We start from the raw sequence: 14,842 nt of genomic DNA, 5'->3' as shown, positions 1-14,842 counted from the left end.
GGCCCATCAGGTGTTGCGCGCAGGTCAGGCGGTAGCGTTTGGCCATGACCGGATGCCCTACCGCTTCGCCCGGCCGACCGTTCGGCCGCGTGCTCACCGCCATGGTGACCCCGTTCGACGCCTCGGGGGCGTTGGACCTGGACAAGGCGCAGCACCTCGCGAAGCACTTGGTCGAGCAGGGCAGCGACGGTCTCGTGGTCAACGGCACCACCGGTGAGAGCCCGACCACCACCGACGCCGAGAAGGCGGACCTGATCCGGGCCGTGGTCGAGGCCGTGGGCGACCGCGCGACCGTGGTCAGCGGCGCCGGCACGTACGACACCGCGCACAGCGTGCACCTGTCGCAGCAGGCCGAGGCGGCCGGCGCGCACGGCCTGCTGCTGGTCACCCCGTACTACTCGCGGCCGTCGCAGGCCGGGGTCGAGGCGCACTTCCGGGCCGTCGCCGACGCCGTGGGCCTGCCGGTGATGCTCTACGACATCCCGCCGCGCACGGTGATCCCGATCGAAGTCGAGACCCTGCTGCGGCTGGCCGACCACCCGCGTATCCTCGCGGTGAAGGACGCCAAGGGCGACCTGCTCGCCGGCAGCAAGGTCATCGCGGCCACCGACCTGGCCTACTACTCCGGCGACGACCCGCTCAACCTGCCCTGGCTGTCGGTGGGCGCGGTCGGTTTCGTCAGCGTCATCTCGCACCTCGCCGGCGACCGCCTGCGCGAGCTGCTGGACGCGTTCGAAGCGGGCGAGGTGGCCCGCGCGACCGCGATCCACCACGATTTGCTGCCGCTGCTGCGGCCGTTCAACCGGATGCCGGGAGTCGTCTACACGAAGGCCGCCCTGCGCCTGCGAGGCGTGGACGCGGGCGACCCGAGGCTGCCCCTGGTACCGGCGTCAACCGAGGACATCGAGGCCATCACGGCCGAACTGGGAGTCAACGCGTGATCAACCCGAGCTCACCCCCGCCCGCACTGCCCGACGGAGGTCTGCGCGTCGTCGCACTGGGAGGGATCGGCGAGGTCGGCCGCAACATGACCGTGTTCGAACACGCCGGCCGCCTGCTGGTCGTGGACTGCGGGGTGCTCTTCCCCGAGGACGACCAGCCCGGCGTGGACCTGATCCTGCCGGACTTCCGGGCCATCGAGGACCGGCTGGACGACATCGACGCGCTGGTCCTGACGCACGGCCACGAGGACCACATCGGCGCGGTGCCGTTCCTGCTCAAGCTGCGCCCGGACCTGCCCGTCGTGGGGTCCCGGTTCACGCTGGCGCTGCTCGCGGCCAAGTGCAAGGAGCACCGGCAGACCCCCACCCTGGTGGAGATCTCCGACGGCGAGCGCCGCGCGTTCGGCCCGTACGAGCTGGAGTTCTTCGCGGTCAACCACTCCATCCCGGACGCGGTCGCGGTCGCCATCCGCACCGCCGCCGGCCTGGTGCTGCACACCGGCGACATCAAGCTCGACCAGCTGCCGCTGGACGGCCGGCTGACCGACCTGGCCGGGTTCTCCCGGCTGGGCGACGAGGGCGTGGACCTGTTCCTGGTCGACTCCACCAACGCCGAGGTGCCCGGTTTCGTGGCCCCCGAGCGGGAGATCGGCCCGGTGCTGGAGAACGTCATCCGCAAGGCCAACCAGCGGGTCATCGTGGCCTGCTTCGCCTCGCACGTGCACCGCGTGCAGCAGGTGCTGGACGTGGCCGTGCAGTACAAGCGGCGGGTCGCGCTGGTCGGCCGGTCCATGGTGCGCAACATGGGCATCGCCGCCGAACTGGGCTTCCTGCACGTGCCGGACGGCCTGTTCGTGGACCTCAACGAGGCCATGGACATGCCGGAGAACGAGGTGCTGTTCGTCTCGACCGGGTCGCAGGGCGAGCCGCTGTCCGCGCTGTCCCGGATGGCGCGCGGCGAGCACCGGCAGATCTCCATCCAGGCGGGCGACACGATCGTGCTGGCCAGCTCGCTCATCCCGGGCAACGAGAACGCGGTGTTCGGCGTGGTGAACGGCCTGGCCCGGCTGGGCGCGACGGTCATCCACCAGGGCAACGCCAAGGTGCACGTCTCCGGCCACTCGCCGGCCGGCGAGCTGCTGTTCCTGTACAACGCGGTGCGCCCGTCCAACGTCATGCCGGTGCACGGCGAGTGGCGGCACCTGCGCGCCAACGCCGCGCTCGCGGTGGCCACCGGCGTCGCCGAGGAGCGCGTGGTGATCGCCGAGGACGGCGTGGTCGTGGACATGGTCGACGGCAAGGCCGCCGTCAGCGGCAAGGTCGAGGTCGGGCACGTCTACGTGGACGGCCTGTCGGTCGGCGACGTCGGCGAGTCCACGCTGTCGGACCGGCTCGTGCTGGGCGAGGGCGGGTTCATCGCGATCACCGTGGCGATCGACTCGAACTCGGGCCGCGCGGTCGCCCCGCCGACGGTGTCCGGCCGGGGCTTCTCGGACGACCCGAAGGCGCTGGACCAGGCGATCTCCCTGGTGGAGATGGAGCTGTCGCGCACCGAGGTCGAGGGCATCACCGACTCGCACCGCATCGCGCAGGCCGTGCGCCGCGTGGTCGGCCGCTGGGTGGCCGAGACCTACCGCCGCCGCCCGATGATCGTGCCGACGATCATCCCGGTGAACTAGTCCCGCGAACCCGGGCCCGGCCACACCAGCCGGGCCCGGACCCGGGCACCGACCCCGAACGCCGGCAGCACGTCCTCCGGCGCGTTCATCCGCAGCCGCAGCCCACCGGTCACCGAGACCACCTCGGCGCGGTCCTCGAACGCCATGCCCCACGCGGCCACGGCGGCGTCCACCCGGTCCCTGTACTCCTGCACGACGGCGAACAGCCTCGCTGCCTGGTCCTCAGGGTCGTGCCGGTGGACGCGCCGCACGTGATCGCCGCGCAGCGTGTTGTCGGGCCGAACCCGTTGCGGCTGCGGGGCATGGTCGAACAGCACGTGTTGGAGCGCCCGGTGCCCGGACCACCGGCCCCGCCTCGGCTCCCGCCGCTCGGTCAACCCCCGACCGGACCGGCCACCGCAACGGGTTCCACCACCGGGACGTTCCGGCTGCTCGCCACCTGCACGACGGCAGCCCCGGCCAGCAGCACCGCCGCGCCCGCCACCTGCACCGCGTTCAACCGCTCCCCGAGCAGCCACCACGCCAACCCGGCGGCCACCACCGGCTCCAGCAGCCCGATCACGCTGGCCGCCGACGACGGCAGGTGCCGCAGCGACACGATCCCCGCCAGGTATGACACCGCCGTGGCGACGAAAGCCAGGCCCAGCAACAACAACCACGTCGGCCCGAGTTCGGTGTCCCGGTCCGCCGGCACCAGCCACGGCGGGCTCACCACCGCCAGCACGACCGCGCCCACCAGCATCCCCACCGCCAGCACGCCGAGCGGGTCGTGCTTCCCGGCGGCCTTCTCGCCCAGCAGGTAGTACGCCGCCGTGCACACCGCCGAGCCCAGACCGGCCAGCACGCCCACCGTGTCCAGTTGCAACGACCGCCACACCTCGCCGATCATCGCGAGCCCGGCCAGCGCCACCGCCACGCCCCACCACACGGCGCCCGCCAGCCGGGTGCCGCGCACGAACCGCGCCCACAGCGCCACCAGCAGCGGCGCGGTGAACTCCAGCAGCATCGCGATGCCGATCGGGATCCGCGCCGCCGCCACGAAGAACAGCAGCGGCGCGCCGATCACCCCGAACAGGCCGAAACCGACCGGCAGCCACCACTCGTGCCGCGCGAAGCGCAGCGCGCGGGGGCGGGCCGACACCACGAACCCGACCAGCAGCACCGCCGCCAGGCAGATCCGCGCGCTGGTCACCTGGACCGGGGTGACGCCGACGCCCATCACGGGCTTGGCCAGCACCCCGGACGCGCCGAACGTCACCGACGACAGCAGGGCCAGGGCCAGACCCCTGGTGTTCAAGCGGCTTCCGGACGCCACGGGCTGCGGCCGGTGGTGGGCCGGGTCGGGTCGTGGAACTTCGGCCGGTCCGGTTCGTCGGCGCGCAACGGCGCCAGCCCGGCCGTGATCGCGCGCATGATCCGCTCGTGCGCCCGCCGCGCGTCGCCCGGCCGCCCGTCCTCCAGGTCCGCCAGGTCGACCGGCGCGCCGAAGTGCACCTGGAACGTCGGCCGCCGCCGCAGCCCGCTCAGGTACGACGTGAGGTAGGGCTTGAAGTCCGCCCACCCGTCGACCCGGGTGTTGCCCCAGCAGACGGCCTCGTGCGCACCCCACTGGCTGATCGGGATCACCGGCACGCGCCCGCTCAGCGCCAGCCGCGCCGCGCCGGTCTTGCCGCGCTCCGGCCACAACCCGGGGTCCTTGCTGATCCCGCCCTCCGGGTACACCGCGAGCGGGTCGCCGCTCGCCTTCAGCGCGTCGACGGCCCGGTGGTAGGCCTCGCCCACCGAAGTCGACGCCCGGTCCACCCGCAGGTGCCCGGACGCCTTGAGCGCGGGCCCCATGACCGGCGCGTCGAGCAGCCCGCCCGCGAGCAGGAAGCGCGGCGCGACACCGATCTTGTGGCACGCGGCGATGAGCACGAACGGGTCGAGGTTGCCGATGTGGTTGGACGCGAGCAGCAGGGGACGGCCCTTGAGGTGCGACGGGATGTCGCCGGTGACCTTGAGACGTCCGCTGAGACCGACGAACCCGCGGTCGACGGTGGTCAGCACGCGCCACAGCAGTGGTGTGGACACAGCGGGGAAGGTTACGGCGTGTCGAGGTGTGGATGTACCTCGATCGGGGCAACTATGGGCGTCAAGCGCCGCACGTCACGTCCCCCGTGACCGTTGTGGCTGGTGGGACTCCAGGGACTACCGTATACATCATGGCTGGCCGAACCGGAACCTCGCGCGGCAAGGGCACGACCCGTGGCTCCAGAGCCGGGTCGAAGCCACGTGCTGCCGCGGCCAAACCCAGGTCGCGGGCCACGTCGAAGCCCGCCGCGAAGAAGAAGTCCGGCTCGGTCGGCAAGGCGTGGGGCCTGCTCGGCCGGGGTGTCGGCGGGGTGGTGCGGGCGGTCGGCCGGGGCAAGGAGCTGGACCCGGCGCACCGCCGCGACGGTTTCGCGCTGGTGCTGATCGCGCTCGCCGTGATCACCGGCGCGGGCGTGTGGTGGCAGGCGGGCGGCCCGGTGGGGCAGTGGGTCGACGTCGCGGTGCGCAGCTCGGTCGGCGCGCCCGCGCTGATCCTGCCGCTGGTGCTGCTGGGCGTCGGCATCACCCTGATGCGCACCGACCCGAACGCCGAGGCGCGGCCCCGGCTGGTGATCGGCGGCGTGCTGGTCGCGGTCGGCTTCCTCGGCATGTTCCACCTGATCGGCGGGCTGCCCGTGGACCCGGTGGAGCGGCGCGCGGCGGGTGGCGCGCTCGGCTACCTGGCGGGCGGGTTCCTCGCCCAGGGCCTCACGCCGTGGGTCGCGGGCCCGCTGCTGGTGCTGATCTTCGGCTACGGCCTGCTGGTGCTGGCCCACCTGCCGATCCGCGAGGTGCCCGCGAAACTCGGCTCGCTGCTGCACGGCCGCCGCACCGAGGACCAGCTGGAGGGCTTCGGCCGCGAGGACGAGGCCGCCGAGGAGGAGCCCAAGCCCGCGAAGCTGCGCCGGCCGTCCCGCCGCCGGCAGGCCGCCGTGGCGCAGGAGCAGCCCGAGCTGCCGCTGGACGAGGAGGAGCCGCCGGCCCCCGCGCCGCGCGCCGCCGCGAAGCCGAAGGCCGCCGAACCGGCCGAGAAGCCGGAGAAGGCCAAGCCCGCCATGGCCGTGCGGGCGGTGGAGGGCGACTACAAGCTGCCGCCGCCGACCATCCTCAAGGACGGCGACGCGCCGAAGGCCCGCAGCAAGGCCAACGACCAGATGATCGAGGCCATCAGCGGCGTGCTCGACCAGTTCTCGATCGACGCCCAGGTGACCGGGTTCACCCGGGGCCCGACGGTCACCCGGTACGAGGTGGAGCTGGGCCCCGGCGTGAAGGTCGAGAAGATCACCGCGCTGACCAAGAACATCGCCTACGCGGTGGCCACGGACAACGTGCGGCTGCTCGCGCCGATCCCCGGCAAGTCCGCGGTCGGCATCGAGGTGCCCAACAGCGACCGCGAGATGGTGCGGCTGGGCGACGTGCTGCGCTCGCCGTCCACGGTCAAGGACAACCACCCGATGGTCGTCGGGCTGGGCAAGGACATCGAAGGCCACTTCGTCACCGCGAACCTGACCAAGATGCCGCACCTGCTGGTCGCGGGCTCCACCGGTTCGGGCAAGTCGAGCTTCGTGAACTCGATGCTGGTGTCGCTGCTGGCGCGGGCCACGCCCGAAGAGGTCCGGATGATCCTGATCGACCCGAAGATGGTCGAACTCACCCCGTACGAGGGCATCCCGCACCTGATCACGCCCATCATCACCCAGCCGAAGAAGGCCGCCGCCGCGCTGGCCTGGCTGGTCGAGGAGATGGAGCAGCGCTACCAGGACATGCAGGTCAACCGGGTGCGCCACATCGACGACTTCAACCGGAAGGTGAAGTCCGGCGAGATCACCGCGCCGCCGGGCAGCGAGCGCGAGTACCGCCCGTACCCCTACATCATGGCGATCGTCGACGAGCTGGCCGACCTGATGATGACCGCGCCGCGCGACGTCGAGGACGCGATCGTCCGGATCACCCAGAAGGCGCGCGCCGCCGGCATCCACCTGGTGCTGGCGACCCAGCGGCCGTCGGTGGACGTGGTGACCGGCCTGATCAAGACCAACGTGCCGTCGCGGCTGGCGTTCGCCACGTCGTCGCTGACCGACTCGCGGGTCATCCTGGACCAGCCGGGCGCGGAGAAGCTGATCGGCATGGGCGACGGCCTCTACCTGCCGATGGGCGCGTCGAAGCCGGTGCGGGTGCAGGGCGCGTTCGTCGGCGACGAGGAGATCGCCGAGATCGTCAACTTCACCAAGGACCAGGCGCAGCCGGAGTACACCGACGGCGTCACCGCGGCGAAGGCGGGCGAGAAGAAGGAGATCGACGCCGACATCGGCGACGACCTGGAGGTGCTGCTCCAGGCCGCGGAGCTGATCGTGACGTCCCAGTTCGGCTCGACGTCGATGCTCCAGCGCAAGCTGCGGGTCGGGTTCGCCAAGGCGGGCCGGCTGATGGACCTGCTGGAGACCCGGGGCGTGGTCGGCCCGTCGGAGGGCTCCAAGGCCCGCGAGGTGCTGATCAAGCCGGACGAGCTGGACTCGGTGGTGTACCTGATCCGGGGCGGCTCGGGCTCGCCGGAGGACGAGGACTGAGCCGCCGCCGGACCACGTCCGCCGGCTCGCCGGTCAGCTCGCGCCGAACTTGCGGACCGCCTCGTAGTACAGGTCCGCGGTGCGGTTGCACGCCCAGTTGCCGGCGCACTGGTGGTACAGGTCGGCCTTGAAGTTGTTGTCGATCTTGAGCCGGGTGGTCTCGGTGAACCGGCCCTGCCGCTTGTAGTTGCGGTAGCCGAAGTCGTGGCGGTGGCAGGCGGGCAGGAACTTGAAGCCGAACGGGTTGTCCGGCGACCACGAGCACCCGTCCGACGACCAGTCGAGCTGGTCGGCGTTGGGCGTGCCGGTGCGGATGGAGCTGAACTGCGCCAGGGACTTCGAGAACAGGTAGTCGTCGGTCACGGCGGGCGCGTTGATCGCTGCCTGGGCGGTGTTCGCGCCGGCCAGCAGGGCCAGCGACGTGAGGACGACGGCGAACGCGGTGCGCAGGGTTTTCACGGTTGTTCCCCCTCGGTGACACGGGTGTGAGGAGGTTCATACCGACTCGTCGGTGACTTCCGACAGCCCTGATGGGCTCCCGGTGCGGCAACAGGGGGTGAACGTCGCAGTACCGCTTCGGGGTCCCGACGCCGCCCCGAATGCCCGGCGGACCGCTCTCGGCCCGCCGGGCCCGGGCGTCCCGAGGCGTGGCCTCTCCGGGTGGGCGAGCCGTACCCCTCCGCACCGGCTCGAACACCCGCGCCACCGGCGTCGGGCACAGCTGGTCAGGGCGTCAGGAGTCGTCGCCCTGGTCGAGGAAACGCCGGATCGCGGGCTCATCCGGGATCTCGTTCTCGTTGTCTATGAGACGTTCGGCGATGGGCAGGGGTTCCTCGGCCCACACCGGGTGGAAATCCCCGCCGGGCAGCAGGCCGTGCCGCCGGGCGAACTCCTCGGCGGCCTCCCGGATCGACTCGCGCAGCGTGCCCACCACGACCGTCTCGGCGGTGTAGGTCAGCTCCACCAGCAGCGCCCGGATCCGGTCGAGCTGGTCCTCCTGGTCGGACTTGTCCGCGAGCTGCGGCCACAGCCGGCGTTCGAAGACCTCCACGAAGTCGGCGGCGATCCCGTCCGTGGCGGTCCGCAGGTTCGCGAACTTGGCCAGCACGTCCTCGGCGGGCACGGTCAGCAGCGCCAGCCGGTTGCCTGCTTCGAGCGCCCAGCGCCGGGTGTGCGGCCAACCGCGCCGCCACCGCACCAGGCCGAGCTGGATGGCCCGCCGCAGCACCTTGGGGCGCACGTCGCCCATCGGGACCAGCCGGCTGATGTCGCGGACCCGGACGCGCACCCAGTCGTCGGGTCCCTCGGTGTCGCCGACGCCGAGCACGGCGGCCACGCTCGCGCCCTGCTCCCGGGCCTTGACCAGCTCGGCGATCGCGGGCAGCGAGAACCCGCGCGCTTGGAGCCGCTGGACCAGCGTGAGCCGCTCGATGTGGGACTCGTCGTAGAACGCCTGGCGGCCCTGCCGCTTGGGCGGGTGCAGCACGCCCTTGGTCTGGTACATGCGGATCGTGCTGCCCGGCACGCCGACGCGGACCGCGAGTTCGTCGACCGTCAGCTGCTCCACGCGAGCCATCCTCGCGCGCGGAAGCTCGTGGAGTCAAGACTATTCGAGTTGTGGTTCGAATAGTCAGAGGTGGAGCAGCATCCGCGAGTTCCCCAGCGTGTTCGGCTTGACGTAGGACAGGTCGAGGAACTCCGCGACCCCCTCGTCGGCCGACCTCATGATCTCCTCGTACACCTCGGGGGAGACCGGAGTCCCGTCGATCTCCACGAACCCGTGCCGACCGAAGAACTTCGTCTCGAACGTCAGCACGAACACCCGCGACAACTGGAGTTCCCGGGCCGTCTCGACCAGTTGCCGCACCAGCCGGTGCCCGATCCCGCGCCCCAGCGCCCGGGGCGACACCGCGACCGTGCGGATCTCCGCCAGGTCCTCCCACAGCACGTGCAGCGCGCCGCACCCCAGCACCACGCCGTCCTGCTCGGCCACCCAGAACTCCTGGATGTCCTCGAACAGCGTGACCAGCGGCTTGGCCAGCAGCACCTGGCCCGCGTACTGGTCGATGAGGGCCTTCATGGCCCGCACGTCACCGGTCCGGGCCCGCCGGACGTTGATCGGGTCGTTCACCGGCCGAACTTTATCGCACGGACACCCGGCCGAAAGGTGACCTCGCTATCGCCGAAAAGCACCCGCCGGCGTTTCCCGCGGATCCTCCCCGGCCATTCCTCCGGCACCCCGCGCAATCGCCCGGACGGCCGCTGTGACCTGCGTCGTCCGTGGTCGCCGCCAGGTCGGCGACGGCGGACGGGCCCGGCCGCGCGTTTTCGGCCGTCCCGCGAAACGGCGACCTCGGCGAGCGGGCCCGGCGTGGCGGAGCCCACCGGTAAACGCCACCGGCGGTCGCTCGTGAATTGTCGGTACCGCCCGATTCCGGTCCGACCGCCGGGCCCGGCCGGCCGGGCACCCCACCGCTGATGTCAGGCGACGTCCGGGTGGCCGGTTACGCTGAGCACCGTGTCTTCCCCCACCACGTCCAAGCGCGTCTCCATGCTGACCCTCGGGTGCGCCCGAAACGAGGTCGACTCCGAGGAACTGGCCGGCCGGCTGTCCGCGGGCGGCTGGGAGCTGGTGGACGGCGACGCCGACGTGATCGTGGTCAACACGTGCGGCTTCGTCGAGTCCGCCAAGAAGGACTCCGTCGACACGCTGCTCGCCGCCGCCGACTCCGGCGCGAAGGTCGTCGCGGTCGGCTGCATGGCCGAGCGGTACGGCACCGAGCTGGCCGACAGCCTCCCCGAGGCCAACGCCGTGCTCGGGTTCGACCACTACGAGAACCTCGCCGACCGGCTGGACGACGTGCTCGCCGGCCAGACCGTCGAGTCGCACAAGCCGGTCGACCGCCGCACGCTGCTGCCGCTCACCCCCGTGCAGCGGCCCCAGGCCGCCGCGGAGGTCCAGGTGCCCGGCCACGGCTGGGGCCCGCGCGTGCTGCGCACGCGCCTCGAAGACACCCCCGTCGCGCCGTTGAAGATCGCTTCCGGCTGCGACCGGCGCTGCTCGTTCTGCGCCATCCCGAGCTTCCGGGGCGCGTTCGTCTCCCGCCACCCCGACGAGATCGTCGCCGAGGCGGTGTGGCTGGCCGAGCAGGGCGTCCGCGAGGTGTTCCTGGTCAGCGAGAACTCCACCTCCTACGCCAAGGACCTGCCGCGCGAGCTGGGCGGCCTGGAGAACCTGCTGGAGCGGCTGGCGAAGGTCGTCGACCGGGTCCGGGTCTCCTACCTCCAGCCCGCCGAGACCAAGCCCACGCTGGTCAAGGCGATCGCGACCACGCCGAACGTCGCCCAGTACTTCGACATGTCCTTCCAGCACTCCAGCGAGCCGGTGCTGCGCCGGATGCGCCGGTTCGGCTCGACCGAGTCGTTCCTCGGCCTGATCGGGCAGATCCGCGCCCTCGCGCCGGAAGCGGGCATCCGCAGCAACGTCATCGTCGGCTTCCCCGGCGAGACCGAGCACGACGTGGCCGAGCTGGAGCGCTTCCTCACCGAGGCCCGCCTCGACGCGGTCGGCGTGTTCGGCTACTCCGACGAGGACGGCACCGAGGCCGAGGGCCTGGGCGGCAAGCTCGACGCCGACACCATCGCCGCGCGGGTCACCCGGATCTCCAACCTGGTCGAGGAACTCACCTCGCAGCGCGCCGAGGACCGGGTGGGCACCGAGGTCGTCGTCCTGGTCGAGACCGAGGAGGACGACGAGAGCGACTGCGTCGGCCGCGCCGCCCACCAGGCGCCCGAGGTCGACGGCGAGTGCGTGATCACCAACGCCGACGGGCTGACCGTCGGCGACCTGGTGCGCTGCCGGGTCGACGCCGCCGAGGGCGTGGACCTGGTGGTCACCGCGATCGAGGTGCTCCAAAGGTGACAGAACCGCCGCGCGTGCCGGTGCTGAACATCGCCAACGTGCTGACGATGTCCCGGCTGGTGCTCGTGCCGGTGTTCCTCTACCTGCTGTTCGCCGAGGACGGCCACGACCGGGTGTGGCGGCTGGCGGCGTTCGCGGTGTTCGCCGTGGCGTCGGTCACCGACCACGTGGACGGCAACCTGGCCCGCAAGCACGGCCTGATCACCGACTTCGGCAAGATCGCCGACCCGATCGCGGACAAGGCGCTCACCGGGGCCGCGCTGATCGGGCTGAGCCTGCTCGGCGAACTGCCCTGGTGGATCACCGTGGTCATCGCGATCCGCGAACTCGGCGTCACCCTGCTGCGGTTCTGGGTGATCCGGCACGGCGTGATCCCGGCCAGTCGCGGCGGCAAGGCCAAGACCCTCGTCCAGATCTTCGCCATCGCCCTCTACCTGCTGCCGCTGCCCGACGCGCTCCAGGTCGTGGCCAAGATCTCGATGTACGCGGCGGTCGTGCTGACCGTCGTCACCGGCGTGGACTACGTGATCCGCGCGTTCAAGCTGCGGGCGCGCGGCAAGCGCGCGGTGGCGGGGGCGTGACGGCGGCCGAGGTCGTCGCCGGGCTCAAGGCTCGCGGCGAGACCGTCGCCACCGCCGAGTCGCTCACCGCCGGGCTGGTCGCCGTCGAGATCACCACCGTGCCGGGGGCGAGCGCCGTGCTGCGCGGCGGGCTGATCGTGTACGCGACGGAGCTGAAGGCGTCGCTCGCGGGCGTGGACGCCGCCCTGCTCGCCGAGCACGGCGCGGTGCACCCCGAGGTGGCCCGGCAGCTCGCCGAGGGCGCACGGGAGCGCTGCGGGGCCACGTGGGGGCTCGGGCTGACCGGAGTGGCCGGGCCGGACCCGCAAGACGGCGTCGCACCCGGCACCGTCCACATCGGTTTGTCCGGTCCGTCCGGTTCCACCGTCCGAACGATCACTGTCGGTGGTGATCGACACGCGGTCCGGAACGCGGCCGCGGCCGCCGCCCTTGATCTACTCCGCGACCACCTCAAGATCTCCGCCGGTTGACGTGAGCAGGGCAATCCCGGTCACGTCCAGGCGTCGGCCCGGGAACTTACCGGCCGGTTCACTCGTTCGCCCTGGGCGGACGTGTCCGGAAGTCACTGCCCGTCGACGGGACGGGTCGGTAACGTGGTGGCACGGCCGGCCGGAAGGAGGCGCGCGATGACCGTGCTGCTACGCGAGGCGATCGGTGATCGGCTCCGCCATGCCCGCACCACCCAACGCCGCACGCTGCGCGAGGTCTCCAGGACCGCCCGCGTCAGCCTGGGGTACCTGTCCGAGGTGGAGCGTGGCCGCAAGGAGGCGTCCAGCGAACTGCTGGCCGCCATCTGCGAGGCGTTGGACCTGCCCCTGTACCAACTACTCCACCTGGTCGCCTCGGACATCGGTGCCGTCCAGCAACCGGTGCCCAGCCCGGCCGAGCTGACCGAGCGCGCGCAGCCCGCGGCGCCGAGCCTCGAAGGCGGCACCCTGGTGCCCGCCGTCATCGGCAACGACCTGTCCGACCTGCGGCTCCAGCCGATGCTCACCCACCGGCTGGCCACATCGATCGGCAAACCGCGCGGTGCCGTGGTGGCGGCATAACCCCAGCGCCGCACATCCGAAGCCGAGCCGGTCCGTCCGGCTCGGCTTCCTGGCACGAGCACCCGCCGGCCGCGTCCCACTGCAACGAGTTGGCAACCGCCCGCGGGGTCGCCGCGTCCACCCCGGTACGGGGCGGGCAGGATTACCGTGCCGACCGGAGCTTCAGGGGTGACTCAGGGTGAACCCGGATATCTCCCCAGGTCGGTGGAAGAGGCACGGGACAACTGACACGATGGAACCAACACCGGCACCGGGTCGTTGCCAATCACGAGCGCGAGCCAGGGATAGTGCGGAGAAGGCAGGCGTAGGAGATGGCCAACCCTTTCGTGAAGGCATGGAAGTACTTCATGGCGGCTTTTTCGTCCAAGATCGACGAGCACGCCGACCCGAAGGTGCAGATCCAGCAGGCCATCGAGGAGGCGCAGCGGCAGCACCAGGCGCTGTCGCAGCAGGCCGCCGCGGTGATCGGCAACCAGCGCCAGCTGGAGATGAAGCTCAACCGGCAGCTCGGTGAGGTCGAGAAGCTCCAGGCGTCCGCACGCCAGGCGCTCGTGCTCGCCGACGAGGCTCGGGCCAAGGGCGACGAGCAGCGGGCGACGGAGTTCGAGAACGCCGCCACGTCGTTCGCCACCCAGCTGGTCACCGCCGAGCAGAGCATCGAGGACCTGAAGACCCTGCACGACCAGTCGCTCCAGGCGGCCACGCAGGCCAAGCAGGCCGTCGAGCGCAACGCGATGGTGCTCCAGCAGAAGCTCGCCGAGCGCACCAAGCTGCTCAGCCAGCTGGAGCAGGCCAAGATGCAGGAGCAGGTCTCCGCGTCGCTGCGCCAGATGTCCGAGCTGGCCGCGCCCGCCAACACGCCGTCGCTGGAAGAGGTCCGGGACAAGATCGAGAAGCGGTACACCACCGCCCTCGGCTCCGCGGAACTCGCCCAGAACTCGGTGCAGGGCCGGATGCTGGAAGTGCAGCAGTCGACCACCCAGATGGCCGGCTCCTCCCGCCTGGAGCAGATCCGGGCGTCCATGCGCGGCGGCAGCGTCGCCGGCGAGGTCACCGGTGCCAAGCCCGGCAGCGCCGCGGCGAGCATCCAGCAGGAGATCCAGCAGCGCGTCCAGCAGCAGGCGCAGAGCACGCCTCAGCAGACCCAGCAGCTGCCGCAGCAGAACCCGCCCGCGAGCCAGGGCTGAGGGCGTGTCCGCGATGGATCATCCGAGGATGGATCCCCGGCGGAGAGTGGCCGGTGAGATCGCCCAGTTCGTCGGTGGCGCGGTCCACGGCCAGCTCCAAGGACAACTCGCGGACCAGGTGAAACGGCGGCTCGCCGCCTGGAACGACCCACGTGCCAAACTCGACCGGCGGTACCGCCGGTCGAGTCGGGTGCTCACGTTCTGGTTGATCGTCCTGGCCATCCTCGCGGTGGTCGGGACCCTCACCCTGGTGGGCGTGCTGCCGACCGCGGCGGGCGTGGTCGCGGCCGTGGGCTTCGCCGGCACCGGCGTGCTCGCGGTCCGCACGAAGACGAAGATGCGCGAGATCGACACCGCCCGCCGGCAGTTGGCGGTGGCACCGACCCGCACCCCGCTGCCCGCGCGGAGTTCGGCGGCCAGGCAGCCGATGGAGCGCCTGGAAGACGCCGAGGACACCCTGCGCGAGCTGCTGCGCCAACTCGACTCGGCCGCCCTGACCTCGGTCCCGGCGGACTCGGTGGCGCAGGCCAGGTCGACGGGGGCCGAGGCGTCGGCCGCGATCCGGGCGGTCTCGCACCAGTTGCAGGCCGTGGAACGAGCCCGTGACACCGCCCCGCCGCTGGCCCGTGGCCCGTTGGTGGACGGGGTCCACCGCCTGCGGGTCCAGCTGGACGAGGGCGTGGACGGCTACTGCGACCTGGTGGCCGCCGCCGGTCGGGTCCTGGCGGAGAGCGCGGCTTCCAACCCGCGCCAGGTGCTGGGCGAAGCGACGGACCACCTGGCCGGTCTCGCCTCCGCCCTGCGTGACCTCTCCCACTGGACCCGTCCCGACGTGGTCTGACC

Annotated in this window: 15 protein-coding genes; 9 read left to right on the top strand and 6 right to left on the bottom strand. The window is 71.8% G+C overall.

The annotated features are described in order from the left end of the window. Window positions 1-44 precede the first annotated feature (44 nt). Together dapA and AC0HI0_RS26355 are read left to right on the top strand one after the other, a co-directional pair. Window positions 45-941 carry a 4-hydroxy-tetrahydrodipicolinate synthase gene (gene dapA / locus AC0HI0_RS26360; protein WP_480926188.1) on the top strand — a complete coding sequence of 299 codons (897 nt, stop codon included), beginning with the start codon at window positions 45-47 and terminating at the stop codon, window positions 939-941. Continuing rightward, a complete protein-coding gene (locus tag AC0HI0_RS26355) occupies window positions 938-2,620 on the top strand; it encodes a ribonuclease J (RefSeq protein WP_480926187.1) in 1,683 nt (560 codons plus the stop codon). The genes dapA and AC0HI0_RS26355 overlap by 4 nt, the downstream gene beginning before the upstream one ends. Here the strand turns inward: AC0HI0_RS26355 and AC0HI0_RS26350 are convergent. The 3 genes from AC0HI0_RS26350 to AC0HI0_RS26340 are packed head-to-tail and all read right to left on the bottom strand — an operon-like array spanning window position 2,617 to window position 4,693. Then, a complete protein-coding gene (locus tag AC0HI0_RS26350) occupies window positions 2,617-2,997 on the bottom strand; it encodes a hypothetical protein (RefSeq protein ID WP_480926186.1) in 381 nt (126 codons plus the stop codon). The two genes, AC0HI0_RS26355 and AC0HI0_RS26350, sit on opposite strands and share 4 nt — an antisense overlap. After that, window positions 2,994-3,917 (bottom strand): EamA family transporter, encoded by a 924-nt coding sequence (locus AC0HI0_RS26345; RefSeq protein WP_480926185.1) that lies wholly within the window; start codon window positions 3,915-3,917, stop codon window positions 2,994-2,996. Before AC0HI0_RS26345 ends, AC0HI0_RS26350 begins: the two co-directional genes overlap by 4 nt. Continuing rightward, window positions 3,914-4,693, bottom strand: coding sequence for a lysophospholipid acyltransferase family protein (locus tag AC0HI0_RS26340; RefSeq protein WP_480926184.1), 780 nt, complete (start codon window positions 4,691-4,693; stop codon window positions 3,914-3,916). The genes AC0HI0_RS26345 and AC0HI0_RS26340 overlap by 4 nt, the downstream gene beginning before the upstream one ends. A gap of 131 nt (window positions 4,694-4,824) precedes the next feature. On the opposite strand from AC0HI0_RS26340, the gene AC0HI0_RS26335 reads away from it, so the two are divergent. Then, entirely contained in the window at window positions 4,825-7,260 is a 2,436-nt protein-coding gene (locus tag AC0HI0_RS26335) for a DNA translocase FtsK (RefSeq protein WP_480926183.1), read from the top strand. Window positions 7,261-7,293: 33 nt separating this feature from the next. Here AC0HI0_RS26335 and AC0HI0_RS26330 read toward each other — a convergent pair whose 3' ends face one another. The 3 genes from AC0HI0_RS26330 to AC0HI0_RS26320 form a co-directional block, all read right to left on the bottom strand. Beyond that, a complete protein-coding gene (locus AC0HI0_RS26330; RefSeq protein WP_480926182.1) occupies window positions 7,294-7,719 on the bottom strand; it encodes a phospholipase in 426 nt (141 codons plus the stop codon). A gap of 274 nt (window positions 7,720-7,993) precedes the next feature. Beyond that, window positions 7,994-8,827, bottom strand: a complete 834-nt coding sequence (locus AC0HI0_RS26325; RefSeq protein ID WP_480926181.1) for a MerR family transcriptional regulator — start codon at window positions 8,825-8,827, stop codon at window positions 7,994-7,996. Between the two features lie 63 nt (window positions 8,828-8,890). After that, entirely contained in the window at window positions 8,891-9,391 is a 501-nt protein-coding gene (locus AC0HI0_RS26320; protein WP_480926180.1) for an amino-acid N-acetyltransferase, read from the bottom strand. A 420-nt stretch (window positions 9,392-9,811) separates the two neighbouring features. On the opposite strand from AC0HI0_RS26320, the gene rimO reads away from it, so the two are divergent. From rimO to pspM, 6 genes are all read left to right on the top strand, one after another. Then, on the top strand, window positions 9,812-11,182 hold the full coding sequence (rimO, locus tag AC0HI0_RS26315; protein WP_480934392.1) for a 30S ribosomal protein S12 methylthiotransferase RimO: 1,371 nt from the start codon (window positions 9,812-9,814) through the stop codon (window positions 11,180-11,182). A 47-nt stretch (window positions 11,183-11,229) separates the two neighbouring features. Next, complete coding sequence (gene pgsA, locus AC0HI0_RS26310; RefSeq protein WP_480934391.1) at window positions 11,230-11,763, top strand: CDP-diacylglycerol--glycerol-3-phosphate 3-phosphatidyltransferase; 534 nt, start codon at window positions 11,230-11,232, stop codon at window positions 11,761-11,763. After that, complete coding sequence (locus AC0HI0_RS26305) at window positions 11,760-12,233, top strand: CinA family protein (protein ID WP_480926179.1); 474 nt, start codon at window positions 11,760-11,762, stop codon at window positions 12,231-12,233. Before pgsA ends, AC0HI0_RS26305 begins: the two co-directional genes overlap by 4 nt. 156 nt (window positions 12,234-12,389) lie before the next feature. Beyond that, window positions 12,390-12,812 (top strand): helix-turn-helix domain-containing protein, encoded by a 423-nt coding sequence (locus AC0HI0_RS26300; RefSeq protein WP_480926178.1) that lies wholly within the window; start codon window positions 12,390-12,392, stop codon window positions 12,810-12,812. 311 nt (window positions 12,813-13,123) lie between these two features. Continuing rightward, on the top strand, window positions 13,124-13,999 hold the full coding sequence (locus AC0HI0_RS26295; protein WP_480926177.1) for a PspA/IM30 family protein: 876 nt from the start codon (window positions 13,124-13,126) through the stop codon (window positions 13,997-13,999). 46 nt (window positions 14,000-14,045) lie between these two features. Further along, a complete protein-coding gene (gene pspM, locus AC0HI0_RS26290; RefSeq protein ID WP_480926176.1) occupies window positions 14,046-14,840 on the top strand; it encodes a phage shock envelope stress response protein PspM in 795 nt (264 codons plus the stop codon). Window positions 14,841-14,842: the final 2 nt, after the last annotated feature.

It is taken from the genome of Saccharothrix sp. NBAS 001, from assembly GCF_056640475.1.
This window is presented reverse-complemented; position numbering and strand designations above follow the sequence as displayed.